The 23,219-nt window shown below is 58.6% G+C and carries 24 protein-coding genes and 1 pseudogene; 18 read left to right on the top strand and 7 right to left on the bottom strand.

Going from position 1 to position 23,219, the window contains the following annotated elements:
* Positions 1-41 precede the first annotated feature (41 nt).
* Positions 42-260: a DUF2970 domain-containing protein gene (locus tag ATI02_RS08260; RefSeq protein ID WP_095189789.1), complete on the top strand. Its 219-nt coding sequence runs from the start codon at positions 42-44 to the stop codon at positions 258-260.
* 6 nt (positions 261-266) lie between these two features.
* On the opposite strand, the gene ATI02_RS08255 is transcribed toward ATI02_RS08260, so the two are convergent.
* Positions 267-1,340 (bottom strand): ABC transporter substrate-binding protein, encoded by a 1,074-nt coding sequence (locus ATI02_RS08255; protein WP_100845998.1) that lies wholly within the window; start codon positions 1,338-1,340, stop codon positions 267-269.
* A 524-nt stretch (positions 1,341-1,864) separates the two neighbouring features.
* On the opposite strand from ATI02_RS08255, the gene ATI02_RS08250 reads away from it, so the two are divergent.
* Positions 1,865-3,523, top strand: coding sequence for a nitrite/sulfite reductase (locus ATI02_RS08250; RefSeq protein WP_100845997.1), 1,659 nt, complete (start codon positions 1,865-1,867; stop codon positions 3,521-3,523).
* Positions 3,507-4,001: a DUF934 domain-containing protein gene (locus tag ATI02_RS08245; RefSeq protein WP_100845996.1), complete on the top strand. Its 495-nt coding sequence runs from the start codon at positions 3,507-3,509 to the stop codon at positions 3,999-4,001. The genes ATI02_RS08250 and ATI02_RS08245 overlap by 17 nt, the downstream gene beginning before the upstream one ends.
* Before the next feature lie 65 nt (positions 4,002-4,066).
* Here the strand turns inward: ATI02_RS08245 and sohB are convergent, their stop codons facing one another.
* The gene (sohB, locus tag ATI02_RS08240) at positions 4,067-5,098 is read right to left on the bottom strand and encodes a protease SohB (protein ID WP_095189785.1); all 1,032 of its coding nucleotides are present in this window, start codon (positions 5,096-5,098) and stop codon (positions 4,067-4,069) included.
* Between the two features lie 330 nt (positions 5,099-5,428).
* On the opposite strand from sohB, the gene ATI02_RS08235 reads away from it, so the two are divergent.
* The 10 genes and pseudogenes from ATI02_RS08235 to ATI02_RS08195 all read left to right on the top strand — a co-directional run bounded on the left by ATI02_RS08235 (position 5,429) and on the right by ATI02_RS08195 (position 12,038).
* On the top strand, positions 5,429-5,677 hold the full coding sequence (locus ATI02_RS08235; protein ID WP_100845995.1) for a DUF6680 family protein: 249 nt from the start codon (positions 5,429-5,431) through the stop codon (positions 5,675-5,677).
* Between the two features lie 175 nt (positions 5,678-5,852).
* Positions 5,853-6,833 (top strand): IS5 family transposase, encoded by a 981-nt coding sequence (locus ATI02_RS08230; RefSeq protein ID WP_100845114.1) that lies wholly within the window; start codon positions 5,853-5,855, stop codon positions 6,831-6,833.
* Between the two features lie 141 nt (positions 6,834-6,974).
* Positions 6,975-7,148 carry a DUF6680 family protein gene (locus ATI02_RS33235; protein WP_420875235.1) on the top strand — a complete coding sequence of 58 codons (174 nt, stop codon included), beginning with the start codon at positions 6,975-6,977 and terminating at the stop codon, positions 7,146-7,148.
* A gap of 182 nt (positions 7,149-7,330) precedes the next feature.
* A pseudogene (locus tag ATI02_RS08225) lies at positions 7,331-7,462 on the top strand (PAAR domain-containing protein); the annotation flags it as partial.
* Between the two features lie 71 nt (positions 7,463-7,533).
* A protein-coding gene (locus ATI02_RS08220; protein ID WP_425273603.1) for an IS3 family transposase occupies positions 7,534-8,753 on the top strand; the annotation gives its coding sequence in 2 pieces (ribosomal slippage) (positions 7,534-7,879 and positions 7,879-8,753; 1,221 coding nt in all).
* A gap of 98 nt (positions 8,754-8,851) precedes the next feature.
* Positions 8,852-9,823 carry a polymorphic toxin type 44 domain-containing protein gene (locus ATI02_RS08215; RefSeq protein ID WP_420875233.1) on the top strand — a complete coding sequence of 324 codons (972 nt, stop codon included), beginning with the start codon at positions 8,852-8,854 and terminating at the stop codon, positions 9,821-9,823.
* Positions 9,753-10,214, top strand: a complete 462-nt coding sequence (locus tag ATI02_RS08210; protein WP_100845992.1) for a hypothetical protein — start codon at positions 9,753-9,755, stop codon at positions 10,212-10,214. Before ATI02_RS08215 ends, ATI02_RS08210 begins: the two co-directional genes overlap by 71 nt.
* Before the next feature lie 53 nt (positions 10,215-10,267).
* Positions 10,268-10,696, top strand: coding sequence for a hypothetical protein (locus ATI02_RS08205; protein ID WP_100845991.1), 429 nt, complete (start codon positions 10,268-10,270; stop codon positions 10,694-10,696).
* A 253-nt stretch (positions 10,697-10,949) separates the two neighbouring features.
* A complete protein-coding gene (locus ATI02_RS08200) occupies positions 10,950-11,660 on the top strand; it encodes a histidine phosphatase family protein (protein WP_100845990.1) in 711 nt (236 codons plus the stop codon).
* A 63-nt stretch (positions 11,661-11,723) separates the two neighbouring features.
* On the top strand, positions 11,724-12,038 hold the full coding sequence (locus ATI02_RS08195; protein ID WP_008015934.1) for an SCP2 sterol-binding domain-containing protein: 315 nt from the start codon (positions 11,724-11,726) through the stop codon (positions 12,036-12,038).
* A 123-nt stretch (positions 12,039-12,161) separates the two neighbouring features.
* Here ATI02_RS08195 and ATI02_RS08190 read toward each other — a convergent pair whose 3' ends face one another.
* Positions 12,162-13,409 (bottom strand): IS256 family transposase, encoded by a 1,248-nt coding sequence (locus ATI02_RS08190; RefSeq protein ID WP_095191982.1) that lies wholly within the window; start codon positions 13,407-13,409, stop codon positions 12,162-12,164.
* Positions 13,410-13,668: 259 nt separating this feature from the next.
* Between ATI02_RS08190 and ATI02_RS08185 the strand changes: the two genes are divergently transcribed.
* The 4 genes from ATI02_RS08185 (at position 13,669) to ATI02_RS08170 (ending at position 18,759) form a co-directional block, all read left to right on the top strand.
* Entirely contained in the window at positions 13,669-15,387 is a 1,719-nt protein-coding gene (locus ATI02_RS08185) for a hydrogenase maturation protein (RefSeq protein ID WP_100845989.1), read from the top strand.
* A 177-nt stretch (positions 15,388-15,564) separates the two neighbouring features.
* Entirely contained in the window at positions 15,565-16,428 is an 864-nt protein-coding gene (locus ATI02_RS08180; protein WP_095189798.1) for a LysR family transcriptional regulator, read from the top strand.
* Between the two features lie 112 nt (positions 16,429-16,540).
* On the top strand, positions 16,541-17,686 hold the full coding sequence (locus tag ATI02_RS08175; RefSeq protein ID WP_100845988.1) for a sterol desaturase/SRPBCC family protein: 1,146 nt from the start codon (positions 16,541-16,543) through the stop codon (positions 17,684-17,686).
* Entirely contained in the window at positions 17,683-18,759 is a 1,077-nt protein-coding gene (locus ATI02_RS08170; RefSeq protein ID WP_100845987.1) for an SMP-30/gluconolactonase/LRE family protein, read from the top strand. Before ATI02_RS08175 ends, ATI02_RS08170 begins: the two co-directional genes overlap by 4 nt.
* A gap of 132 nt (positions 18,760-18,891) precedes the next feature.
* On the opposite strand, the gene ATI02_RS32275 is transcribed toward ATI02_RS08170, so the two are convergent.
* Together ATI02_RS32275 and ATI02_RS08160 are read right to left on the bottom strand one after the other, a co-directional pair.
* The gene (locus ATI02_RS32275; protein WP_167394870.1) at positions 18,892-19,056 is read right to left on the bottom strand and encodes a hypothetical protein; all 165 of its coding nucleotides are present in this window, start codon (positions 19,054-19,056) and stop codon (positions 18,892-18,894) included.
* 98 nt (positions 19,057-19,154) lie between these two features.
* The gene (locus ATI02_RS08160) at positions 19,155-19,397 is read right to left on the bottom strand and encodes a DUF465 domain-containing protein (protein WP_095189775.1); all 243 of its coding nucleotides are present in this window, start codon (positions 19,395-19,397) and stop codon (positions 19,155-19,157) included.
* A 206-nt stretch (positions 19,398-19,603) separates the two neighbouring features.
* On the opposite strand from ATI02_RS08160, the gene ATI02_RS08155 reads away from it, so the two are divergent.
* Positions 19,604-20,125: a DUF4142 domain-containing protein gene (locus ATI02_RS08155; RefSeq protein WP_095189774.1), complete on the top strand. Its 522-nt coding sequence runs from the start codon at positions 19,604-19,606 to the stop codon at positions 20,123-20,125.
* A gap of 70 nt (positions 20,126-20,195) precedes the next feature.
* On the opposite strand, the gene ATI02_RS08150 is transcribed toward ATI02_RS08155, so the two are convergent.
* Positions 20,196-20,465, bottom strand: coding sequence for a hypothetical protein (locus ATI02_RS08150; protein ID WP_100845986.1), 270 nt, complete (start codon positions 20,463-20,465; stop codon positions 20,196-20,198).
* 115 nt (positions 20,466-20,580) lie between these two features.
* Positions 20,581-23,214: an excinuclease ABC subunit UvrA gene (locus tag ATI02_RS08145; protein ID WP_100845985.1), complete on the bottom strand. Its 2,634-nt coding sequence runs from the start codon at positions 23,212-23,214 to the stop codon at positions 20,581-20,583.
* Positions 23,215-23,219 lie beyond the last annotated feature (5 nt).

The following is a 23,219-nucleotide window of genomic DNA, read 5'->3' as shown; positions in this document are numbered from 1 at the left end:
TTGACTATGCTTACTGTTCACACAGCGCTGACGAGGGATTTATGGACGATCCAGTCGACAACAAACCGCCGAGCTTCTGGCAGATGCTGCACAGTGTCATGGCCGCCGCCTTCGGGGTGCAGAGCGCAAAGAACCGGGCAAGGGATTTCACCCACGGCAAGCCCGGCCATTTCGTGATTCTGGGGATTGTGTTCACGGCGGTGTTTGCCCTGACCTTGCTGGCCATCGTCAAACTGGTGCTGCATTTCGCCGGGGTGTGAAGTGGTTCAGCGCATCAGGGTTTGCAGGTCGAATGCATAGCGGTAAGACGCCGGGCGCCCCTTCGCCGAGAGTTGGCGAAAATTAACCCCGTAGTTCGGCGCTGCGCCCATTGCCAGCAATTTCCGAGCGTGAGCTTTGTCGATCAGTTGCAGCAGCGGCAACTGACGGTCGCGACCACCGTGCTGCTCCAGATCGACACCCTGCGCATCGTCGTGCACCTGCACCAGCGCCCAGCCGCCGAGGGTGAAGTGCCCGCCGACCAGTGCGCTCAGACGCCCGTCCACCAGCGCCTGCAAAGCGGCCGGCGAGGTATTGACCGCGCTGAACAGCGCATCCTTGCCCGGGACCTTGCCCGCTTCGGCAAAGGCGCGCATCGCACCGAAAGCCATTTCATCGTTGGCCGACCACACCAGTGACACCTGCGGATAGCGGCTGACCAGTTGTTTCGCCTGTTCATAGGCACGCTGCTGCGTCCAGCCGCTGTAGACCAGTTGTCGCAGGCGTACTTGTGGATGCTCGGCGAGCGCACGTTGCATACCGAGCTCACGCAATTGTGCCGACGGCGTAATCTTCAGGCCGGAAAATGCCAACACCTCGATCTTCTCGCCGCGTACCACCGCAGGATGCAGGCGAATCAGCTCCTTCATCATCAAGTAGCCGCCCTCCTCGTCGTTGGGCACCAGACTGCCGACCCGGTCCGCGCGATCGCCGACCAGCGCTTGCTGATCGGCTGTGAGCCCGGCATTGACCATAAACAGTTTTACACCGCTGTCTTGCGCCAGACGCAGAATCTGCGGCGCCACGTAGTGTTCGTTGACGAAGATCAGATAGTCAGGACGTTCGGGCCCCTGCAGGGCGACGCGGGCCTGGGCCACGGTCAGGTCTGGCTGGCGTTGTGAATAAAGGATCTGCAACTCGACACCCAGGTCACGGGCGGCCGCCTGCATGAACTGCGAATAGCTGACCCAGAATGCTTCCTCGGTCGAGCCCGGATTGAGGAACAGCACCGATTCCGCGCGCGCAACGGACCCGCAGAATGCGCCAAGCAGCAATAGGCTGAGGTGTAAAAACTTCAACATGAATCATCCGGGCCCAAGGAAAAAAGGCCGCGCAGTATAGCCCTCGAACCACCGGCTATTGACGCCTGATCCCGTTTTTTGTCCGACAATCGTCGGGCGCGGGCCCGGAAGGGTCGTTTACTGATGACTGACCCAAAATACCGCTGTCCCTACGACGAGAATGATCAGGAACAAAATGGCCCATGCATCAACGCTGCTATCGGTTTTCCTTGCCTTGGTCGGATTGCTCATTGCATCGCCTCTTATCGGTTTTATCGGTGATTGCAGAAAGACTCGTCCACAGTTAAGACGATGATTGTCCGCACGACAAATGTGGAATAGCTAATAACCGTTCTCGTTAGGCGATTTGGTTCTTTACATATACTCAAACATCACTTTTGCGCATAACTGCAAACGGGTATATTGCCCCGGCTCCGTTAAGGAGCGCGCGGCCGTGCGCGCAGAATTGCAGAGGCACCATCGGACTCCAGCAAGCGAAAACGCAGCGTTTTCCGAGTAGCCCAAAGCCTGAGAACAGGACTTATATGTACGTATACGACGAGTACGATCAGCGGATCATCGAGGACCGCGTCAAGCAGTTCCGTGATCAGACCCGACGCTATCTGGCAGGTGAGCTGAGCGAAGAAGAATTCCGCCCTCTGCGCCTGCAAAATGGCCTGTACATCCAGCGTTTTGCGCCGATGTTGCGCGTGGCGGTGCCTTACGGCCAGCTGACTTCGCGACAGACGCGCATGATGGCCAAGATTGCCCGTGACTACGACAAGGGCTACGCCCACATCAGTACGCGGCAGAACGTGCAGTTCAACTGGCCGGCGGTGGAAGACATCCCGGACATCCTCGCCGAACTGGCCACCGTGCAGATGCACGCGATCCAGACCAGCGGCAACTGCCTGCGCAACGTCACCACCGACCAGTTCGCCGGTGTCGCCGCCGACGAGGTGATCGACCCGCGTCCATGGTGCGAAATCGTTCGTCAGTGGACTACGTTCCACCCGGAATTCGCCTACCTGCCGCGCAAATTCAAAATCGCCGTCAACGGTTCGACCGCTGACCGCGCCGCCATCGAAGTTCATGACATCGGCCTCGAGCCGGTGCACAACGCCGCTGGCGAACTCGGTTTCCGCGTGCTGGTCGGTGGCGGCCTCGGCCGTACTCCAGTGGTTGGCGCGTTCATCAACGAGTTCCTGCCGTGGCAGGATCTGTTGAGCTACCTCGACGCCATCCTGCGGGTCTACAACCGCTACGGCCGTCGCGACAACAAATACAAGGCGCGGATCAAGATCCTCGTCAAGGCGCTGACCCCTGAAGTGTTCGCGCAGAAAGTCGATGCGGAAATGGAGCACCTGCGCGGTGGCCAGACCACACTGACCGAAGCCGAACTGCATCGCGTCGCCAAGCACTTCGTCGACCCGGACTACAAGGCGCTGGACAACCAGACGGGCCAGTTGGCCGAGCTCGACAAAGCACATCCTGGCTTCGCCCGCTGGCGCTCGCGCAATACCCTGGCGCACAAGAAGCCGGGTTATGTGGCCGTGACCCTGTCGCTGAAACCGACTGGCGTAGCGCCGGGCGACATCACCGACAAGCAGCTCGACGCCGTCGCCGATCTGGCCGAACGCTACAGCTTCGGTCAGCTACGTACCTCCCACGAGCAGAACATCATTCTCGCCGACGTTGAGCAGAGCCAGCTGTTCACCCTGTGGGGCGAATTGCGTGAAGGCGGTTTCGCCACGCCGAACATTGGCCTGCTGACCGACATCATCTGCTGCCCTGGCGGTGATTTCTGCTCGCTGGCCAACGCCAAGTCGATCCCGATTGCCGAATCGATCCAGCGCCGTTTCGACGACCTGGACTACCTGTTCGACATCGGCGAGCTGGACCTGAACATCTCCGGTTGCATGAACGCCTGCGGTCACCACCACGTCGGCCATATCGGCATCCTCGGGGTGGACAAGAAAGGTGAAGAGTTCTACCAGGTCTCCCTCGGCGGCAGCGCCAGCCGTGATGCGAGCCTGGGCAAGATCCTCGGCCCGTCGTTCGCCCAGGAAGCCATGCCTGACGTCATCTCGAAGCTGATCGACGTGTACGTGGAACAACGTACCGAAGACGAACGCTTCATCGACACCTATCAGCGTATTGGCATCGACCTCTTCAAGGAACGCGTCTATGCAGCGAATCATTAAGAACAACGAAGTCGTCGACGAAACCTGGCACCTGCTGCTAAAGGATTTCAATATCGACGAGATCAGCAACTGCGACGATCTGATCGTTCCATTGCAACTTTGGCGCGAACACAGCCGCATGCTCAAGGCCCGCGATGGCGGCCTGGGTGTATGGCTGGACGCCGACGAAGAAGCCGAGGAAATCGGTGACGACGTGGCTGAATTCCAGGTCATCGCGCTGAACTTCCCGGCATTCACCGACGGCCGCAACTACTCCAACGCGCGCCTGCTGCGTGACCGTTACGGCTTCAAAGGCGAACTGCGGGCGATTGGCGACGTGCTGCGCGACCAGTTGTTCTACATGCACCGCTGTGGCTTCGACGCCTTTGCCGTGCGTGCAGACAAAGACCCGTACGAAGCCCTGGAAGGCCTCAAGGACTTCTCGGTGACGTATCAGGCAGCCACCGACGAACCGCTGCCGCTGTTCCGTCGCCGCTAAGCCAAACGGTTTACTGCGGATAAAAAAACGCCGGTCATTGACCGGCGTTTTTTATGCCTGACTGTTTACCAGAAGCGTTGCTGGGTCAAACGACTCCACCAGCTCAACAGCACGCGATCGACCGAACCGCTGGCGGCCATGCCGATGCGTTCCTGCAGGCTTTTGCGTTCGGCGTAATGCAGGTGATAAACCTCGGCCTGTCTGGCTTTCTGCGCCAGGTATTCATCGCTGGTCTTGAGTTCATCGACCAGTTGTTTGTCCAGCGCCGCAACGCCGAGCCAGACTTCCCCGGTGGCCACGTCATCGATGGCCAGTTGCGGCCGGTAGCGGGCGACAAAGTTCTTGAACAGTTGATGGGTGATGTCCAGGTCTTCCTGGAACTTCTCACGACCCTTTTCGGTGTTTTCGCCAAACACGGTCAGGGTGCGCTTGTATTCACCGGCGGTCAGCACTTCAAAGTCGATATCGTGCTTCTTCAGCAGGCGGTTGACGTTGGGCAACTGCGCGACCACACCGATCGAGCCGAGAATCGCGAACGGCGCACTGATGATCTTCTCGCCGATGCACGCCATCATGTAGCCGCCGCTCGCCGCGACCTTGTCGATGCACACGGTCAGCGGCACGCCGGCTTCGCGGATACGCGCCAGTTGCGATGAGGCCAGACCGTAGCTGTGAACCATGCCGCCGCCGCTTTCCAGACGCAGGACGACTTCGTCCTTTGGTGTGGCGAGGGTCAGCAGCGCGGTGATTTCGTGACGCAGGCTTTCGGTGGCAGAGGCCTTGATGTCGCCGTCGAAGTCGAGCACGAACACCCGTGGTTTGGCTTCGGGCTTTTTCTTCTGCTTCTTCTCGCTTTTCTCGGACTTGGCCTCGCCCTTGCGCAGGGCCTTGAGTTGATCCTTGTCGAGCAAGGTCTGCTCCAGCCGCTCGCGCAGACCTTTATAGAAATCATTGAGCTTGCTGACCTGCAACTGCCCCGCCGACTTGCGCCGGCCCTTGCTGCGCATCGCGGCAAAACTGGCGAGCACCACCAGAATGGCGATCACCAAGGTGACGGTCTTGGCCAGGAAACTGGCGTATTCGGTGAAAAACTCCATAAGGCATCCAATGAGGCATTTGAGCCCCATTCTACGGGCGTCTTTCAGCCGATGTCTAACACTGTTCTAACGGAAGTCTAACGGTTTGTGACACCTCGAATGGCCACTTCCAGAGGCCTGCGCGGGCACGATAAGGCTCAGGCAAGCGCGCGATAAGGCTGAGGCGGGAGGGCCTACGGGGGGACGCGAGGGCAGAACCTGATTGAGGTGGTCATTGAGATTTTTCTGCCAGATTCTCAAGGAGACCTATGCTGTCACAGTGCGATGGTTGGCAGCGAAATCGTAGGTCAGTCCCAGCCATGATCCCACCCGTAAATAAAGGGCTTGAACGTGGACAAAGTAACCATCTCGGATTGGCTAATCATCTTGGTAACTCTGCTCAGTCCATTTTTTGCAGTACAGGCGACACGATATCTGGACGAGCGAAACGAGATTAGGGGTCGCAAGTTAAGTATTTTCAAAACACTGATGGCTACTCGTGGCTATGTGATTTCTTGGGGTCATGTCGAGGCCCTAAATCGCATTGACCTTGAGTTCATGAAAAGTCACAAGAAGGAAAAAGCCGTGGTTGAAGCATAGAAGGAGTATCACGACCTCCTGTGTAACGACAAACTATCGCCGGAACAATGGGATACCAAAAGAATTGATTTGCTGGCAGAACTGCTGCACAAAATGGCGGTAGTTCTTAAGGAAACTCTGAAGAAGACTTCCTGATTTTGGCAAAATACCGGGACTCCACCCGCCGAGCTTTCCGATGAAACAGATGACCTTCGCTGACGCCGAGTACGCAGGCAAGCGTAAGCAGACCCGCAAAGAGTTGTTCTTGATCGACATGGATCAGGTGGTGCCGTGGAACGGCTTGATCAAACTGATCGAGCCGTTCTACCCGAAGGGTGAAGGCGGTCGTCCGGCTTATCCGTTGATGACGATGCTGCGTGTACATTTGATGCAGAACTGGTTCGGTTACAGCGATCCAGCGATGGAGGAAGCGCTGTACGAGACCACCATCCTGCGGCAGTTCGCCGGGCTGAATCTGGAGCGTATTCCCGACGAAACCACCATCCTCAACTTCCGCCGACTGCTGGAGAAACACGAGCTGGCTGCCGGCATCCTGGCCGTGATCAATGGCTATCTGGGTGACCGAGGGTTGTCGTTGCGCCAAGGCACCATTGTCGATGCCACGCTGATCAATGCGCCCAGCTCGACCAAGAACAAGGACGGTAAACGCGATCCAGAAATGCACCAAACCAAGAAGGGCAACCAGTACTATTTCGGCATGAAAGCGCACATCGGTGTGGATGACGAGTCAGGTCTGGTGCACCGCGTGGTGGGCACAGCCGCCAACGTGGCGGATGTCACTCAGGTGGACAAATTGCTGCACGGTGCGGAGAACGTGGTCTGCGCCGATGCCGGTTATACCGGCGTCGAGAAACGTACCGAGCATGATGGGCGCGAGGTGATCTGGCAGATCGCGGCACGCCGCAGTACTTACAAAAAGCTGGGTAAGCGTAGCGCTCTATACAAAGCCAAGCGCAAGATCGAGAAGGCCAAGGCCCAGGTGCGCGCCAAAGTCGAGCACCCGTTTCGGGTGGTCAAGCGCCAGTTCGGTTTTGTGAAAACGCGCTTCCGTGGCCTGGCCAAAAACACCGCGCAACTGGTGACGCTATTCGCGCTGTCGAATCTGTGGATGGCACGCCGACATTTACTGACGAGTACAGGAGAGGTGCGCCTGTAATGTGGGAAATGACCGTTGCGAGGTGCTCGCGGCGGCTAAAAGCGCAGAAATACGCGGATGATCTGATCGTTTTGGTCGATTCGCCGTTTTCAAAATCAGCGGAGGCTGAAGTCAGCCAGAAAAGCGTGACTACTTCAGACCATCCTTAACTACGATTTCGATAAGACACACATCAAAAACTCGTCGTATGCACCGCGTTATCATGCTGATACGGAAGCGCAACAGGCAACAATCCGTAAGGGCATAATTGAGGTGCTGGCAGGGAATCAAGCACTATCAATGAAGGTGACAAATCTCCCCGATCAGAATAGTTAGCCCTTCCTCACAGTTTTGTCTTGGAGGCATGAGTTGCAGGGAGGTCGCACAAACGAGACTCTCTGTTTCACTCAAATCAAGACTTTTCCTACTGACCTGCCCTTCCGTTTCCGGTAGCCTCCCACGCGCTCGCCTAAAGGCTGGTTATTGTCTATGGACGAAAGACGCAAGGACGATGCTCAATGATTTCTTCTGCACGACTGGGTGACAAACACGTCTGCCCTTTACCCGGTCACGGGACTACACCTATCGCTTCCGCCTCCGGTGACGTGAATATCAACTTCATGGGATCCGCTCGTGTTGGAGATACCTGTGTGAACGAGCCCCATGAAAGACAGGACACCGTTTCCCCCTTACGATAAGGGATAGGCAAACGGTTATGTTTATGACTAATAGCAACGATAAGAGTGGTGAGCTTTTGGGCCAGGAGCGGCGTCGTCGCTGGAGCCCAGAGCAAAAGCTGGCCATGGTTCGAGAGAGCCTTGAACCAGGACAAAGCGTTTCGGTCGTGGCTCGGCGCAACGGCATCAATGCCAACCAGTTGTTCCTGTGGCGCAAGCTGTACCAGGACGGCAGTCTATCGGCGGTCAGTGCTGGCGAAGCCGTGGTACCGGCCTCAGAGCTGAGCGATGCGCTCAAGCAGATCCGTGAACTGCAACGGATGTTGGGCAAGAAAACGATGGAAGCGGAAATCCTCAAAGAGGCCGTGGAGATCGCCCGGTCGCGAAAATGGATTGCGCACTCACCCTTGTTGCCGGGGGACGACCAGTGAAACTGGTCAGCGAATGTCTCGGTGTGGCGCGCTCGCAATTAACGGTTCGAATCAAGCAATCGGTATCGCCCAAGACACGGCGAAGCAGGCCTGTGAACGACGCTGAGTTGGTGGCCGAAATCCAGCAACAGGTCAGCGAGCTGCCCAGCTATGGCTACCATCGAGTCTGGGGATTGCTGCGTCGCGCCCGTGAAACCCAGCTGCTACCTGCGATCAACGTGAAGCGAGTTTACCGGGTGATGCGTGATCACAACCTGCTGCTTGAGCGCCGGATCAAACAACCCGGCGTGCCGCGTCGGCACGAAGGCCGTATTGCGGTGCAAACCAGCGATACGCGTTGGTGCTCGGACGGCTTTGAGTTCCGTTGTGAGGACGGCGCTAAACTGAGCGTGACCTTCGCCCTGGACTGCTGTGATCGCGAAGCCATCGGCTGGGTCGCGAGCCCGACCGGGTACAGCGGCGATGATATCCGCGACTTGATGCTGGAAAGTGTGGAGAAGCGCTTCGGTGATCAACTGCCTGCAACGCCGGTGCAGTGGCTCAGCGATAACGGTTCGGCCTACACCGCCGAACAGACGCGCCTGTTTGCTCGGCAGATCGGCTTGCAGCCGGTGACCACACCAGTGCGTAGCCCGCAGAGTAATGGCATGGCCGAGAGCTTCGTGAAGACGATCAAGCGTGACTACGTGGCGCACATGCCCAAGCCGGATCGGGAAACGGCGCTGCGTAACCTGGCGATTGCCTTCGAACACTACAACGAGCAGCATCCGCACAGCGCCTTGAACTACCGTTCACCGAGGGAGTTCAGGCGCTTGGCAGCTGCATCAATTTAACGGAGAGTTGGTGTCCGGTTTTGTAGGGGCAAGTCCACTGTGGGTGTGGTGCAGTCATCACTACAGGCTTTCCTTCTATTCAGGTGAATGGCCGTCCTATGGCCCACTTAGGGAGCCCTACCAGTCACGGTGGGACGATCATCACGGGCTCAGGCGATGTCGGTGGTGGCTTTGTCATGGGTGACGCTGGTGGCGCGACCATTATTAACTTCATGGCGCTGGGAGCCTTCCGGCCAGACGGTTCCGTAGACGATGAGAAGATGGCGACCTTGTTGGCCGACCCGAATCTCAAAGAGAAAGCCTTAGCGGCGAACGCTTTGGTAGACCCTAAGGCTGCTGGTAAGAAGCCCGAGGAGAAACCTGAAGAGAAAGCGGAACCTGCCGTCTGCAAAGACCCAGACATGATGGAAGAACTGGCGGCATATATAGCCGACGAGATGAACAACAACATCCACCACCCATCTGTCCTGAAGATGAAGGAACTGCTCAGCTATGACGTTGCGGAAGAAACCCGTAAGCAAATGGAGCTGCCTTGGTATGCCCAAGTAGGTGCGAGCAGCCCACAAGCTATTGGTGCTGCAAATGGCGCTGCTGCTATGGCGATCTGGACTGAGCGCGTGGGGCAGTATCGGGATTGGGACCACAAGCCGAAAATCCATAAGAAGTTCGGTGGGTATTACCACAAGCAAGGCGAGTACGAATACTTCTATGATATTTGGTCCAACATCCACTATGGCTATGTTGGGCGCGCAGGTGGTCTTTCAGAGAGCGTACTGGCCGACGGTGCAGGGTTGGAGCAGATAGTCTCAGACTCTGTCGGGGCGCTCACTGACATAACAAAACCACAGGAAAGAAGAAAACACCGAGGGCCTCAACGTGCCGAGAACGTCGAGGGACTCCGCGCATGGGACGACGATCCCGACCGGATATCTGTCGGTATTGGTATTAAACTTTTTAACCAGCATCCTAATGGTGGCATCACAGCGAAAATGGTGATGGATGAGGTTCTTTCGGTTGCACCACAAGAATGGGGAGCAGGTGTCATTGATCATCAATGCGAGAAAAATTAAGGCCCGTCATGTCGTTCTCTTCGCATTAATTGCCCTGTTGGCGGCTTGGTATACTGCCACCCCCGGCGTAATTATTCATTACTCCAAAGAAGGTAAGGATGAACTTCGATTGGTCTGGGATACGCAGCACGACATCCATAGAGAGAGAATGCTGCCGGGAGAAGCCACATCTGATGTTGGTCACATATTCCCCGATGAAGACTTCTTTATGGTTTTCTTTTGGGGACCCATCAAGGGCAGTATGAGATGTATCGACATAACACCCAAGCGCTGGGCAACGATAGACATATATCTCACGGAATCGGGAAGAGTAGACATTAACAAGACGCCCCCCGACGTTATCACCCGTTTAAAACGGTGTGCCGGCGAACCTGACCCTTTTCGGCTTTAGGCACATATGGCCAACAAACGAAGAAAGTCAAACGGCAACGGAGCATCACGACAATGACGTGGCCCAAGCGCCGTCTCGAACTTCGCGATATCGGCATGGCTCTTTACTTGTTGAGCCTTTTGCTGCCAGCGGTGCGACAAGAAGATGATAACTGGCTTTATGAAACGCTCACTCAAGACACTTTACCGGGATGGTGGGCATTTGTATTGGGGTTATTGTCAATGGTCTACGGTTACGTCGCTTGGTTAGCAAACCCCTTGTTCATCGCTGCTTACCGGACTCGGAACGTCAAGCGGAGCTTCATCTATGCCGTTTTCGCATTGCTAGCCGGACTGTCAGTGCAATTGCAGCTCGTTACTTGGTACGACGAAGACGGTAGGTTCACCATCATTGGATACACCTACGGCTACTACATTTGGTTGCTTGCCTTTGGTTGGATGGCCGGATTGGCTGTTCGTGATGTGTGTAAAGAATGGCAGTAATAATCTGACAGGGCAGCCTCAGCGTTATCTTTACGAGGATTCCTGAAGAAGAGACTCCTTAAAACGATGCGTGGATGTGCGACACACGCGGGATGGCTCCAGCATACCCATGCGCCGGCCCGTCGGCCAGCCGTGAAACCTTCAGCAACAAGCCTGTAACGGGCATTTCAAACAAGCGTATGTTTTTTCATTGACAGCACTCCGTCATCCTCATAACCTCGCCAAACCTTCAACGTACCGGGAAGACGCGGACGTGGGCAGCATCTACTTGATTCGACATGGCCAGGCCTCCTTTGGTGCAGACGACTATGACGTCCTGTCACCGATCGGTGTGCGTCAGGCAGAAATCCTCGGTCAGCACCTCGCTGAACTGGGCATCCGCTTCGATCGCTGCCTCGCAGGTGATTTACGCCGCCAGCAACACACGGCCACCAGCGCCCTGGAACAATTCAGCGCCCAAGGCCTTTCGGTACCGACGCTGGAAACCGATTCCGCCTTCAATGAATTCGATGCCGACGCGGTGATCCGTGCCCTGCTCCCGGCGATGCTGCCTGACGAACCTGAAGCACTCGACATCCTGCGCAATGTCGCGCAGAACCGTGGCGAGTTTCAGCGCATTTTTGCCTTGATCATCGAGCGCTGGCTGGCCGGCACATACGATACGCTGGGGCTGGAAAGCTGGCTGTGTTTCGTCGAACGGGTGCAGGCCGGGCTTCACCGGATTCTTGAGCAAGCAGAGAAAAACCAGAAAATCGCCGTGTTCACTTCCGGTGGCACCATCACCGCCCTGCTCCACCTCATTACCCAAATGCCTGCCAAACAGGCCTTTGAATTGAACTGGCAAATCGTCAACACCTCGCTCAACCAGCTGAAGTTCCGCGGTCGCGAGGTGGCTTTGGCCTCCTTCAACAGTCATGCGCATCTGCAACTGCTGAAGACACCGGAACTCATCACTTTCCGTTGAGTCCGGATTACTGTGAACCTTGCTGTTATCAACCAGCGCCTATAACCAAGAAAGGATCGAACCATGACCTCCGTAGCTGATGCCGTACAAGCAATGAAAGCCAAGTTCAACCCAGCCGCCGCTGCCGGTCTGGATCTGGTCTTCGGTTTCCGCATCGACGACACCAAAAACTTCTCGCTGATCGTCAAAGACAGCACCTGCGAGCTGCAAGAAGGCGAGAACCCGGACGCCCAGGTTACGCTGGTGATGGACGGCGAAACCCTGGAAGGCATCGTCGACGGTTCGACCGACGGCATGCAGGCGTTCATGGGCGGCAAACTGCGCGCTGAAGGCGACATGATGCTGGCGATGAAACTGTCCGAGCTGTTCCCTTCGTAAGACTGCTTTGCGCTTCACACAAATCCCGCCCTGGTGGCGGGATTTTTGCGTCTGCCGCCAAACGAGAGTGTCAGATTTTTTGTGTGCGGGCCGGTAATGGCCTGCCGTCAGGCAGGCCGGGTTTTACCAGGTCGGCCTGATAAATCGATCTCCGTACAGAATCGCAAATTGGTTCATCGCACTCTTCCAGTCATGAGCCGCCGAGCCCCAGTTTGCCGTGATGTTACGCAGCCCAAGCCAGATCAGCTTGGTCGCTGCGTCATCCGTCGGGAAGTGGCCCCGGGTCTTGATGATCTTGCGTAGCTGAGCGTTGATGCTTTCGATAGCGTTGGTCGTATAGATCACTTTTCGAATGGCAGGCGGGAAGACAAAAAATGGAATCACTCGATCCCAGGCTCGTCTCCAGGCCGCCACCACCGTTGGGTATTGCTTACCCCAAGGGCCATTTTCAAAGGCATCCAGTGCTTCCTCAGCCGCTTCTGCGTTGATGGCTTGATAGATCGGTTTTAGCGCCTTGGCCAGCTCACGGCGCTTGTCCCACGCCGCGTAATCGAGGCTGTTGCGGATCAAGTGGACGATGCATGTTTGCAGCGTTGTTGCCGGAAATACTGCGCTTAGCGCCTCTGGCATGCCTTTGAGACCGTCAGTCACGGCGATCAGCACGTCCTCTACGCCGCGGGTCTTGAGGTCGTTGAAGACCTTCATCCAGAACTTCGCACCCTCGGTGTTTTCGATCCAGATACCAAGAATATCGCGCGTTCCATCGGGTAAAACACCCAGCGCCAAGTAAATCGCCTTGTTGCGGACAAGGCCTTCTTCTCGGATCTTGACCCGCAGCGCATCGAAGAAAATGACTGGGTACATCGGCTCAAGCGGTCGCTGTTGCCACGCACCAATTTCCTCCATCACCTCGTGCGTGACTGAGCTGATGAAGTCATGGGAAACGTCCGTCCCGTATTGCTCAGAGAGGAAAGCGCGGATTTCTCGAACGGTCATGCCTCGGGCATACATGGCGATGATCTTGTCATCAAAACCGGTGTAACGCCGCTCATGCTTGGGGATCAGAATGGGGGCAAAACTGCCATCCCGATCACGGGGAATCTCCAGCCGCAGCGGGCCATCCCCCGTCAAAATCGTCTTGCCCGTTTTGCCATTGCGCTGGTTGGTTTCATCCTCTGGGCGCTGCGCGCCCGGCGGATACCCCAGGTGGTGACCGAGCTCGGCACTCAATGCTCGCTCAATCAAGGCCTTCTTGAAGGCCGCAGAAGCGTCTTCAATAGCCTCTGCGGTAATCAGCCCCTCACCGAACTCTTCGAGCAGCTCCTTGGGGATTTTTGGTAGGTCACGCAGGGGTTTCTTTTTGGTTGGCATACATGCACCTCTTACTCATGTTATGCCCGAACACAAAATTTCTGACACCCCCCGCCAAACATTTGAAGCAAGCAAAAATCAGCCCAGCCAATTTTTGAACACAAGACACTTCATCGCCGCACCAATACTGGCTGACACAACGTTGACCTCGGTCACTGCTGTGCTGCCAACCTCTGATTAATCTTCCTGCTCCATCGAAGGCCAAGGACGGCTCCCCGGGAGCCCGCGGCTGATCCCCATTCAAGGAAGAACGTTCATCATGCGCTCACTCAAGATCATTCTGCTGTCGTCGGCGTTCAACGGCCTTACTCAGCGGGCCTGGCTGGAACTGCGCCAGGCCGGGCATTCACCCAGCGTCGTGGTGTTTACCGACGAAACCTCGGTGTGTGAACAGATCGAACACAGCGGCGCCGATCTGGTCATCTGTCCGTTCCTCAAAGACCGCGTGCCGCAAGCGCTGTGGAGCAACGCCGAACGCCCGGTGGTGATCATCCATCCCGGCATCGTCGGCGACCGTGGCGCCAGTGCGCTGGACTGGGCGATCACCAATGAGCTGTCGAGCTGGGGCGTGACCGCGCTGCAAGCGGTCGAGGAAATGGACGCCGGGCCGGTCTGGGCCACCAGTGAATTCAACCTGCCGGCTGGCCTGCGCAAATCCGAGTTGTACAACGGTCGGGTCAGTGACGCGGCGATTCGCTGTATTCGCGAAGTGGTCGAGAAATTCGTCGACGGTTTTGTGCCGGTTGCACTGGATTACTCAGACCCCAAGGTGCGCGGCCGCTTGCAGCCGAACATGAAGCAGGCCGACCGCACCTTCAGCTGGCACGACTGCTCACGCTTCATCAAACGCTGCATCGACGCCGCTGATGGCCAGCCCGGTGTGCTGGCGAGCCTGAGTGGCGGGCAGTATTACCTGTATGACGCACACCTTGACTCGCGCAGCGGCATCCCCGGCGAGATCCTCGCGGTGCATGACGATGCGGTGCTGGTGGCGACCGGTGATCACAGCCTGTGGATCGGCTCGTTGCGGCGCAAACCACAACCCGGTGAGGAAACCTTCAAGCAACCGGCGCGGCATGTGCTGGCCGCGCAACTGACCGAGGTGCCGACACTCAATTGGTCCATTGCCAGCCAGCCGTTCAGTGAAGAGGCGTATCAACCGATCCGTTATCGTGAATCAGGCCATGTAGGTGAACTGACGTTCGAGTTTTACAACGGCGCCATGAGCACCGAACAATGCCAACGCCTGGTTGAAGCGTTGCGCTGGGCCAAATCCCGCGACACTCGGGTATTGCTGATCAAGGGCGGGCGCGGCAGTTTCTCCAACGGCGTGCACCTGAATGTGATCCAGGCCGCCGAAGACCCGGGCGCCGAAGCCTGGGCAAATATTCAGGCAATTGACGATGTCTGTGAAGAGCTGCTGACGGCGCGGCAACTGGTGGTCAGTGGTGTGACCGGTAACGCCGGTGCCGGCGGCGTGATGCTGGCACTGGCGGCCGACATCGTCTTCGCCCGCGCCGATATTGTGCTCAATCCGCATTACAAGAGCATGGGCCTGTACGGTTCGGAATACTGGACCTACAGCTTGCCGCGTGCTGTCGGCCCGGCGATGGCTGAGCAGTTGACTCAGGCGTGTCTGCCGGTGAGTGCCACCCAAGCGCTGCAACTGGGCATGGTCCAGGAAATCGGCCCGCGCTGCCCGGACGAGTTTTCCCTGTGGCTGCTGCAACGCGCCAACAGTGTTTTGACTGATCCGACCTATGCCGCAATGCGTGAGCGCAAGCCGCGGGCTGATCAGGTGTTGATCCAGCAATGCCGCGAAAGCGAGTTACAGGAAATGCAGGAAGACATGCTTTACAACCGCAGCGGGTTTGCCGAGAAGTGCCGCCATTTTGTCTACAAGCGCAAGGCTTGTGGCACGCCGGCGCGGTTGGTGGCGGATTGGGCGCGGGTGCGTGAGGTTGAGCGGGTCGACTGATCTTCACCGTCCCTCACGGCCACATCGCTGGCAAGCCAGGCTCCCACAGGGCTCAATCGTGTTCAAAATTTTGTGTACGACGAGAAAACCTGTGGGAGCTGGCTTGCCAGCGATGAACGATGACGCGATCCCGAGGCAGCACTTACAATGCGCGCCACCTCAAACACCGGCCCGCCCATGGACATCGACCTCGCCCGCACCTTTCTGGAAATCGTCCGCCACGGCAGCCTCGCCGCCGCGGCACAAAAGTTGTTCGTCACGCAAACGGCGATCACCGCCCGTGTCCAGAAACTCGAAAGCCAGTTGGGCAGTACCCTGTTCGTGCGCAACCGCGCCGGGGCGAAGCTGACGGCCAATGGCGAAGCCTTCGTCATCTACGCCAATCAACTGGTGCAGACCTGGGAGGCGGCGCGGCGCGACCTGCCGCTGCCCGAGGGTTATCACAACGTGCTGCACATTGGCGGCGAAGTCAGCCTGTGCAACCCGTTGATGCTCAGTTGGGCTGCCGAACTGCGCGAGAAGATCCCTAGCCACGCCCTGCGCATGGAAATCCGCGACGGTGAAAACCTGCTGCGCCAACTCGAACTCGGTGTGCTGGACGCAGCACTGGTCTATCAGCCGGAATACTGGCCCGGCCTGCAGGTCGAGCAGGTGCTGGAAGAAAAACTGATCCTGGTGCGCTCAACTGAGCGCCCCGATCCCTACGTGTACATCGACTGGGGCCCGGATTTCCGGCGCCAGCACGATGCCGCCCTGCCGGAGAAAGCCAAAGCGGCGCTGAGTTTCAATCTCGGCCCGTTGGCCCTGCAGTACATTCTCGAACACGGCGGCAGCGGCTACTTCCGCACTCGCGTCGTGCGCACCTATCTGGAAACCGGCGCACTGGAGGCGGTGAGCAAAGCCCCGGAATTCGGCTATCCAACCTATCTGGTGTATTCACGCGACCGCGACTCGACGACGTTGCAGCAGGCCTTCGATCTGCTACGTGAAGTGATCCGCACTGATGACGACTGGTCGCAACGCTGGAATCCGTTGAGCTGAATCTGCCGTTTTTCACCGGATCATGGCGCAAGTGACCTCAAGCATCGGCCTGCACAAACGGCCGGATCGGCTAATCTGCCGGGTATAACAACAATACCGACAGGTGAACGCAGTGAGGCAGACCACCGAGGCATTTCGCAGCCGCTATCGCGCGGCGATCCACCCGTTTTACAACCCGTGGCTGCACGGCGCCTTCGTGCTGCTGTTCGGTGTGCTGGCCATCGGCGTGTTCTGGAGTAGCGTACAGCGGGTGAGCTGGCTGGAATGGCTGACCGTGCCGCTGACCCTGGTGTTGTTCAACTTCGGCGTGTACATGGTTCATCGCCATCTCGGCCACCACAAAAAGACCTTCGCCAAACTGTTTTACGCCCGGCACGCGGGTGACCATCACAGCTTCTTCACCCCCGGCCACATGACCTACGACAGCGCGCGCGACTGGCGGGTAATTCTGTTCCCGGCATGGCTGATCGTGATTCACACGCTGCTGATCACCCTGCCGCTGTGGTGGCTGTTCGCACAGATCAACGCCAACGTCGCCGGTCTGTTCGGCGGCTGCATGGTGTTGGGTTACCTGACCTACGAGGTGTTTCACGCCGCCGAGCACCTGCCACCGCACAACCCGCTGACGCGCCTGCCATGGATCCGCCAGATGCGCCGCCTGCATGAACTGCATCACCGCCGCGAACGCATGCAGGAGCGCAATTTCAACATCGTCCTGCCGTTGATGGACTACCTGTTCGGCACCCTGTACTGGGAGCCGGAAGCCACCCCTTTGAGCTATTCGCCAATGCCCATGACCCGCCTGCAGCACCCGATCGACATTGCCGGCGAGCCGATCGCCGTGCTCGCCTATGCCGCCACGGTCAGCCGCTGGCCCGAGTGGCACCCGTCGTCGCTAAAGATCGAAGGCCCGCAAGGCCCGCTGCACGCCGGAGCGCGCTTCGAAGAAGACATACACGCCGGCGGGCGTGAAGGACATCTGCGCTGGGAGGTCACCGAATACCTGCCCGGCCGGCGCTGGTGTGCGCGGGCTCAGGGTGATCACGGCCTGTCGTTGCTGTTGACCTATGAGTGCTCGGCCGACAGTGAGCGCACGCGGTTTGTGCGCACCCTCGATTACCGCTTCGAAAGTCTGGGCATGCGCATCGCCAACCAACTGCTGCTCAAACGACGTATCGAGCGTGAGTCGGCCACGTCGATGCTGGCGCTGCGGGACCGGGTCACGCAGCACCTGGCAGCCATGAGGGCCAGCGCATGAAGTTACGGCGAATGGCAGGGCTGCTGATTGTCGTCGTCATCGGGTTTTTATTGCTGATGCCCACCCACGTTGAGCCCGTCGCCTGGAAACCGTCGCCGGCGCCGTCCCTCAGCGAAGGCGTCTACGCGGACAACCAGCGCCTCAAAGCTGTCGAGCAAGTCGGACCGAGTGACATCGAAGGTCCGGAAGCCCTGTTGCTGGAGAGCGATTTCCTGATCACCGGGCTGCATGACGGGCGACTGATCCGCACCAGCCTCGATGGCACGCAGCGCAAAGTGCTGGCCGACACTGGCGGGCGTCCACTGGGTCTTGCGCGGCACCCCAATGGTCTGTTGGTGATCGCTGACGGGGTCAAAGGCTTGCTCTCGCTCGATGCGCAAGGTCAATTGATTCCCTTGACCACCGCGGCGAACGGCCTGGCATTTGGTTTTACCGATGATGTGGCCATCGACAAGTCCGGGCATTACGCCTATTTCAGTGATGCCAGCAGCCGCTGGGGCTACGGCCACGATGGCGAGGCGATCATCGAGCACGGCGGCGACGGGCGCCTGCTGCGTTATGACTTCCAGACCGGCAAGACCAGTGTGCTGCTGGACAAACTGGAGTTCGCCAACGGCGTGACCCTCGGCCCGGATGACGCCTACGTCCTGGTCAACGAAACCGGTGCCTATCGCATCAGTCGCTACTGGCTGACCGGCCCGAAAGCAGGCACTCACGACCTGTTCATCGATAACTTGCCGGGGCTACCGGACAACCTCGCCTTCAATGGTCGCGACCGGTTCTGGGTGGCGCTGTATGCACCGCGCAATGCCTTGCTCGATGGCACTGCCCAATACCCGTTCGTGCGCAAAATGATCGTGCGGGCGCTGACCGTATTGCCCAAACCGGTGGAAAAGCGCGGGTTTGTGCTGGGGCTGGATCTTCAGGGCAAGGTGATCGCCAATCTGCAGGACGCGAGCAGTGGCAATTATTCACCGATCACGACCGTGCGCGAGTATGGGGATTGGTTGTATTTCGGGTCGTTGAAGGCGAGGCACATGGCGCGGTTGCCGTTGGCTGATGCCCTGAAGTAAGCCAGCTGAATTTGCGCTGGATGGACTGACGCCATCGCTGGCAAGCCAGCTCCCACAATTGACCAGGTTGGTCACGAATTGTGTGGACAACGCAATCCCTGTGGGAGCTGGCTTGCCAGCGATGGCGGTCTGTCAGTTAGACGACTTGTCGAACTTGTCCGGATCTTCGTCTTCGGGAAGATCCTCGACAGGCTCCTCGGGATTGGCGGTGGTATGCGCCGGGCTATTAGGCTCAGGATGGGTCGGAACCGGGTCGAATGCACCCTGCTCTTCACTGGGGAATTTGGGATCGTTCATAAGGCACCTCGCAAAGAGTCGCTGATTGAAGACTCTGAACATTCGAGGTGCCGTGGGGAGTTGTCGTTCCCTTCAATCAGCAACCGCAGGTCGGCGGATCAGCTCGGGGCCTGCAAGTGAGTGACGATCTCGTCCTTGACCTTCAGCCGCTTCTCTTTCAGCTTTTTCAATACGTCATCACTGGGTGCGTCCGAGGTGGCGGTTTCGGCCTTGACCACGTCGGCGTCAGCCTGGGAATACTTGTTGATCAGTGAATCCAGTCGTGGATCCTGGGTGCGTTTTTGCTGGATCTCTTCCTTCGTGCAACTCAAGTCCTGAAACAGGTCATGGGGAACCGGCATGGAACACCTCCATCAGTTGATCGGGAGGCCAACGCGACCGATTGCGCTGGCCAGTCTTCAGAATGGCCTTGGTCGGGCGGTTCTGTCGACCACCTGTCAGACCAGCGGTGGCCGTTCGTCGCCCTGTCGCAAATGCGATAAAACCTTTCTCCGCCGCCCCGCCTCCATTGCATAACGCTCACAACAAACTGCGTGGAGTTACACCAATGGACGGATTCAACCTGCGTCATCTCTTTCTGGCTGTCGCTTTGAGCACTGGCATGGGCAGCGCATTCGCCGCCACTGACAACGATTTCGTCGATAACGCTGCCGCCGGTGGCATCGCCGAAATCGAAACCAGCCGACTGGCCCTGGAAAAAAGCCAATCGGCCGACATCAAGAAGTTTGCCGAAATGATGATCACCGACCATGGCAAAGCCAACGATGAGTTGGCGACGATTGCCAAGGCCCACGACATCGAAGTGCCGGACACCACCACGCTGGTCAAACAGGCCAAGGAGAAAATCCTCGACATGCGCGACGAGTCCTTCGACGCGGCCTACGCCAACAATCAGGTCAAGGCCCACGAAGACACCATCGAGCTGTTCAAGAAGCAGGCCAATACTGTGACGGACGACAAGGTCAAAGGCGCCACCGAGCTGAAAGCCTTCGCGCAGAAAATGTTGCCAGCACTGGAAAAACATCTGGCAGCGGCGAAGGAATTGCAGGCCAAGCATCCGAGCAAATAGCCTTCCCCTCACCCCAAGCTCCAAAAAAATGCCGCATTTCACAATGCGGCATTCGTCATTTCAACGCCGATCAACCGCCATCCGTATCAATATCCGCATCGGTCTCTTCCCCCGGTTTCGCCCGGTCCGGCTCAGGCTCGAAACCCGGGCTGAACTCATTGTCGTTATCGGTGTGCCGGTTCTTCTGATCTACCGCGGGATCAGCACTTTGAGCCTGATCCGTATCGCCCTGCTGCTGCGCAGGTTGCGTCGGCGCCGGTTGTCCCGGCACTTGCGGATCAATCGCCGGATCATTGCGATTGATCGGCTCCCCGGACTGGTTTTGCTGTTGCTCGCTCATAAGCACCTCGTAGTTCTAGGCCAGCACGACTGAAACCAGCCGGGCCTTGATGATTCGAAGCCTGCACAGCGCCAACGTTCAAAACATCGCGATAGGGCCATACCGGTCGCCGACTTTACCGGCTCAATGCGCGAGCGAGAAACGGCGCCGTGCGGCTCTTTTTGCTCGCCGCAACCTTCTGCGGTGTACCCGCCACCACAATCCTGCCGCCCTGATCCCCCGCCCCCGGGCCGATGTCGATCACCCAGTCGCTCTGCGCGACCACGCGCATTTCATGTTCGACCACGATCACGGTGTGCCCCGCCGTCACCAGGTTATCCAGTTGCTCCAGCAACCGATCGACATCCCGCGGGTGCAGGCCGGTGGTCGGTTCATCCAGCACATACAAGGTCGCGCCACGCTGGTTGCGTTGCAGTTCGGTGGCCAGTTTGATCCGCTGCGCCTCACCGCCGGACAGTTCCGTGGCCGGTTGGCCGAGGCGCAAGTAACCCAGGCCAATGTCCCGCAACACTTCCAGCGAACGGCGAATCCCCGGTTGCCCGGCAAACACCGTCACCGCTTCATCGACGGTCAATTGCAGCACTTGGGCGATGCTCAAACCTTCCCAGACAATCGCCAGCGTTTGCGGGTTGTAACGAGCGCCATGACACGTCGGGCATGACGCGTACACGCTGGGCATGAACAACAATTCGACGCTGACAAACCCTTCACCCTCACACGTCGGGCAACGACCCTTGGCGACGTTGAAGGAAAATTGTCCGGCGTCATAACCCGCCGCCTGCGCCTCGGGCGTGGCGGCGAACAGTTTGCGCACGTTGTCGAACAGCCCGGTGTAAGTCGCCAGGTTGGAACGTGGCGTGCGGCCAATGGGCTTCTGGTCGACCTGCACCAACCGCTTGATCGATTCCAGCCCGGCCGTGACCTGACCGCTGCTGACCTGCGGTGCATCGTCCTCAAGGCTGAGCTCTTCAGGTTCGGCATCCACAGTCGGGCGCCCCAATTGCGCGCCGACCAGCTCCAGCAACGCTTGGCTGACCAGACTCGACTTGCCCGAACCGGACACACCGGTCACCGAGGTAAAGCAACCCAAAGGAAATTCAGCACTGAGGTTGTTGAGGTTATTGCGACTGATGCCGTCCAGTTTCAGCCACCCCGAAGGCTTGCGCGCCGCCCGTGTCGAAGTTTGCTGCTCAGCGAACAGGTAGGCGCGGGTCTGCGACTCGTCGATCTCGGCCAGACCCGCTGGCGGGCCGCTGTACAGCACCTGCCCACCCTTCTCGCCCGCCGCCGGGCCAACGTCGATCAACCAGTCGGCGCGGCGCATGGTTTCCAGATCATGCTCGACCACAAATAGCGTGTTGCCATCGGCCTTGAGCCGCTGCAAGGCCTCGAACAGTGCCTCGCCATCGGCTGGGTGCAGACCGGCGGAAGGCTCGTCGAGCACGTAAATCACGCCGAACAACTGCGAGCCCAACTGCGTGGCCAGGCGCAAACGCTGCAATTCACCGGACGACAAGGTCGGCGTGCTGCGCTCCAGCGCCAGATAGCCCAGGCCCAGATCGGTCAGCGTGCTGACCCGCTCCAGCAGGTCCTCGGCAATGCGCTGCGCCGCCAGACGTTTTTCCAATGACAGGTTCGGTGTGTGGCGCACATCCGGCGCGCCGGCATGGCCACTGGCGCCGTGCGCAACGCGCAGCTGGCGGGCCTCGCGGGTTTGCGCGTGACTCAAGGTGTCGCCGGTATCCTCGGCATGTTCCAGGTAACTGGCCGCCGCCACTGGGCGCAGCACTTCGGCCACTTGCAGCAACGGCATCTGCGACAGCTCACCAATGTCATAGCCGGCAAACGTCACCGAGAGTGCCTCGCGCTTCAGGCGTTTGCCTTCGCACAGCGGACACGGGCTACCGAGCATGAACTGCGAAACACGCTTCTTCATCAGCGCACTTTGCGAGTGGGTGAAGGTGTGCAGGATGTAACGCCGGGCGCCGGTGAACGTGCCCTGATAGCTCGGCTCCATCTTGCGCTTGAGGGCGACGCGGGTTTCTTCCGGCGTCAGTCCGGCGTACACCGGCACGGTCGGGGTTTCTTCGGTGAACAGAATCCAGTCGCGCTGCTTTTTCGGCAGCTTGCGCCACGGGATATCGACGTCGATGCCCATGGTCACGAGGATGTCGCGCAGGTTCTGCCCCTGCCACGCCAGCGGCCAGGACGCCACGGCGCGCTGGCGGATGGTCAGGTTCGGGTCGGGCACCATCAGCGCTTCAGTGACTTCATAGACCCGCCCGAGGCCATGACACTGCGGGCAGGCGCCCTGCGGCGTATTCGGTGAAAAGTCCTCGGCGTACAACATCGCCTGCCCCGGCGGGTAACTGCCGGCGCGGGAATAGAGCATGCGGATCAGGCTCGACAAGGTCGTCACGCTGCCCACTGACGAGCGCGTGCTCGGCGTGCCACGCTGCTGTTGCAGGGCCACGGCGGGCGGCAGCCCTTCGATGGAATCGACATCTGGCACGCCGACCTGGTCGATCAACCGTCGCGCATACGGCGCCACCGACTCGAAATAGCGCCTTTGGGCTTCGGCATACAACGTCGAAAACGCCAGCGACGACTTGCCCGATCCGGACACGCCGGTGAACACCACCAGAGCATCGCGGGGGATGTCGACGTCGACGTTCTTCAGGTTGTGCTCGCGGGCGCCGCGCACCCGGACCATGCAGGCGGGCGCTTTGGAGGTGCGTTTGGAAGTCATCAGCC

The organism is Pseudomonas baetica (assembly GCF_002813455.1).
In the GTDB taxonomy this organism is placed as follows: Bacteria; Pseudomonadota; Gammaproteobacteria; order Pseudomonadales; family Pseudomonadaceae; genus Aquipseudomonas; species Aquipseudomonas baetica.
This window is presented reverse-complemented; position numbering and strand designations above follow the sequence as displayed.

Coding starts and splice junctions, on each gene's coding strand:
- ATI02_RS08260 (WP_095189789.1), top strand. CDS start 42: ATGGACGATCCAGTCGACAACAAACCGCCGAGCTTCTGGCAGATGCTG.
- ATI02_RS08255 (WP_100845998.1), bottom strand. CDS start 1,340: ATGTTGAAGTTTTTACACCTCAGCCTATTGCTGCTTGGCGCATTCTGC.
- ATI02_RS08250 (WP_100845997.1), top strand. CDS start 1,865: ATGTACGTATACGACGAGTACGATCAGCGGATCATCGAGGACCGCGTC.
- ATI02_RS08245 (WP_100845996.1), top strand. CDS start 3,507: ATGCAGCGAATCATTAAGAACAACGAAGTCGTCGACGAAACCTGGCAC.
- sohB (WP_095189785.1), bottom strand. CDS start 5,098: ATGGAGTTTTTCACCGAATACGCCAGTTTCCTGGCCAAGACCGTCACC.
- ATI02_RS08230 (WP_100845114.1), top strand. CDS start 5,853: ATGAAACAGATGACCTTCGCTGACGCCGAGTACGCAGGCAAGCGTAAG.
- ATI02_RS08215 (WP_420875233.1), top strand. CDS start 8,852: ATGGCCCACTTAGGGAGCCCTACCAGTCACGGTGGGACGATCATCACG.
- ATI02_RS08210 (WP_100845992.1), top strand. CDS start 9,753: ATGAGGTTCTTTCGGTTGCACCACAAGAATGGGGAGCAGGTGTCATTG.
- ATI02_RS08205 (WP_100845991.1), top strand. CDS start 10,268: ATGACGTGGCCCAAGCGCCGTCTCGAACTTCGCGATATCGGCATGGCT.
- ATI02_RS08195 (WP_008015934.1), top strand. CDS start 11,724: ATGACCTCCGTAGCTGATGCCGTACAAGCAATGAAAGCCAAGTTCAAC.
- ATI02_RS08190 (WP_095191982.1), bottom strand. CDS start 13,409: ATGCCAACCAAAAAGAAACCCCTGCGTGACCTACCAAAAATCCCCAAG.
- ATI02_RS08185 (WP_100845989.1), top strand. CDS start 13,669: ATGCGCTCACTCAAGATCATTCTGCTGTCGTCGGCGTTCAACGGCCTT.
- ATI02_RS08180 (WP_095189798.1), top strand. CDS start 15,565: ATGGACATCGACCTCGCCCGCACCTTTCTGGAAATCGTCCGCCACGGC.
- ATI02_RS08170 (WP_100845987.1), top strand. CDS start 17,683: ATGAAGTTACGGCGAATGGCAGGGCTGCTGATTGTCGTCGTCATCGGG.
- ATI02_RS32275 (WP_167394870.1), bottom strand. CDS start 19,056: ATGAACGATCCCAAATTCCCCAGTGAAGAGCAGGGTGCATTCGACCCG.
- ATI02_RS08160 (WP_095189775.1), bottom strand. CDS start 19,397: ATGCCGGTTCCCCATGACCTGTTTCAGGACTTGAGTTGCACGAAGGAA.
- ATI02_RS08155 (WP_095189774.1), top strand. CDS start 19,604: ATGGACGGATTCAACCTGCGTCATCTCTTTCTGGCTGTCGCTTTGAGC.
- ATI02_RS08150 (WP_100845986.1), bottom strand. CDS start 20,465: ATGAGCGAGCAACAGCAAAACCAGTCCGGGGAGCCGATCAATCGCAAT.
- ATI02_RS08145 (WP_100845985.1), bottom strand. CDS start 23,214: ATGACTTCCAAACGCACCTCCAAAGCGCCCGCCTGCATGGTCCGGGTG.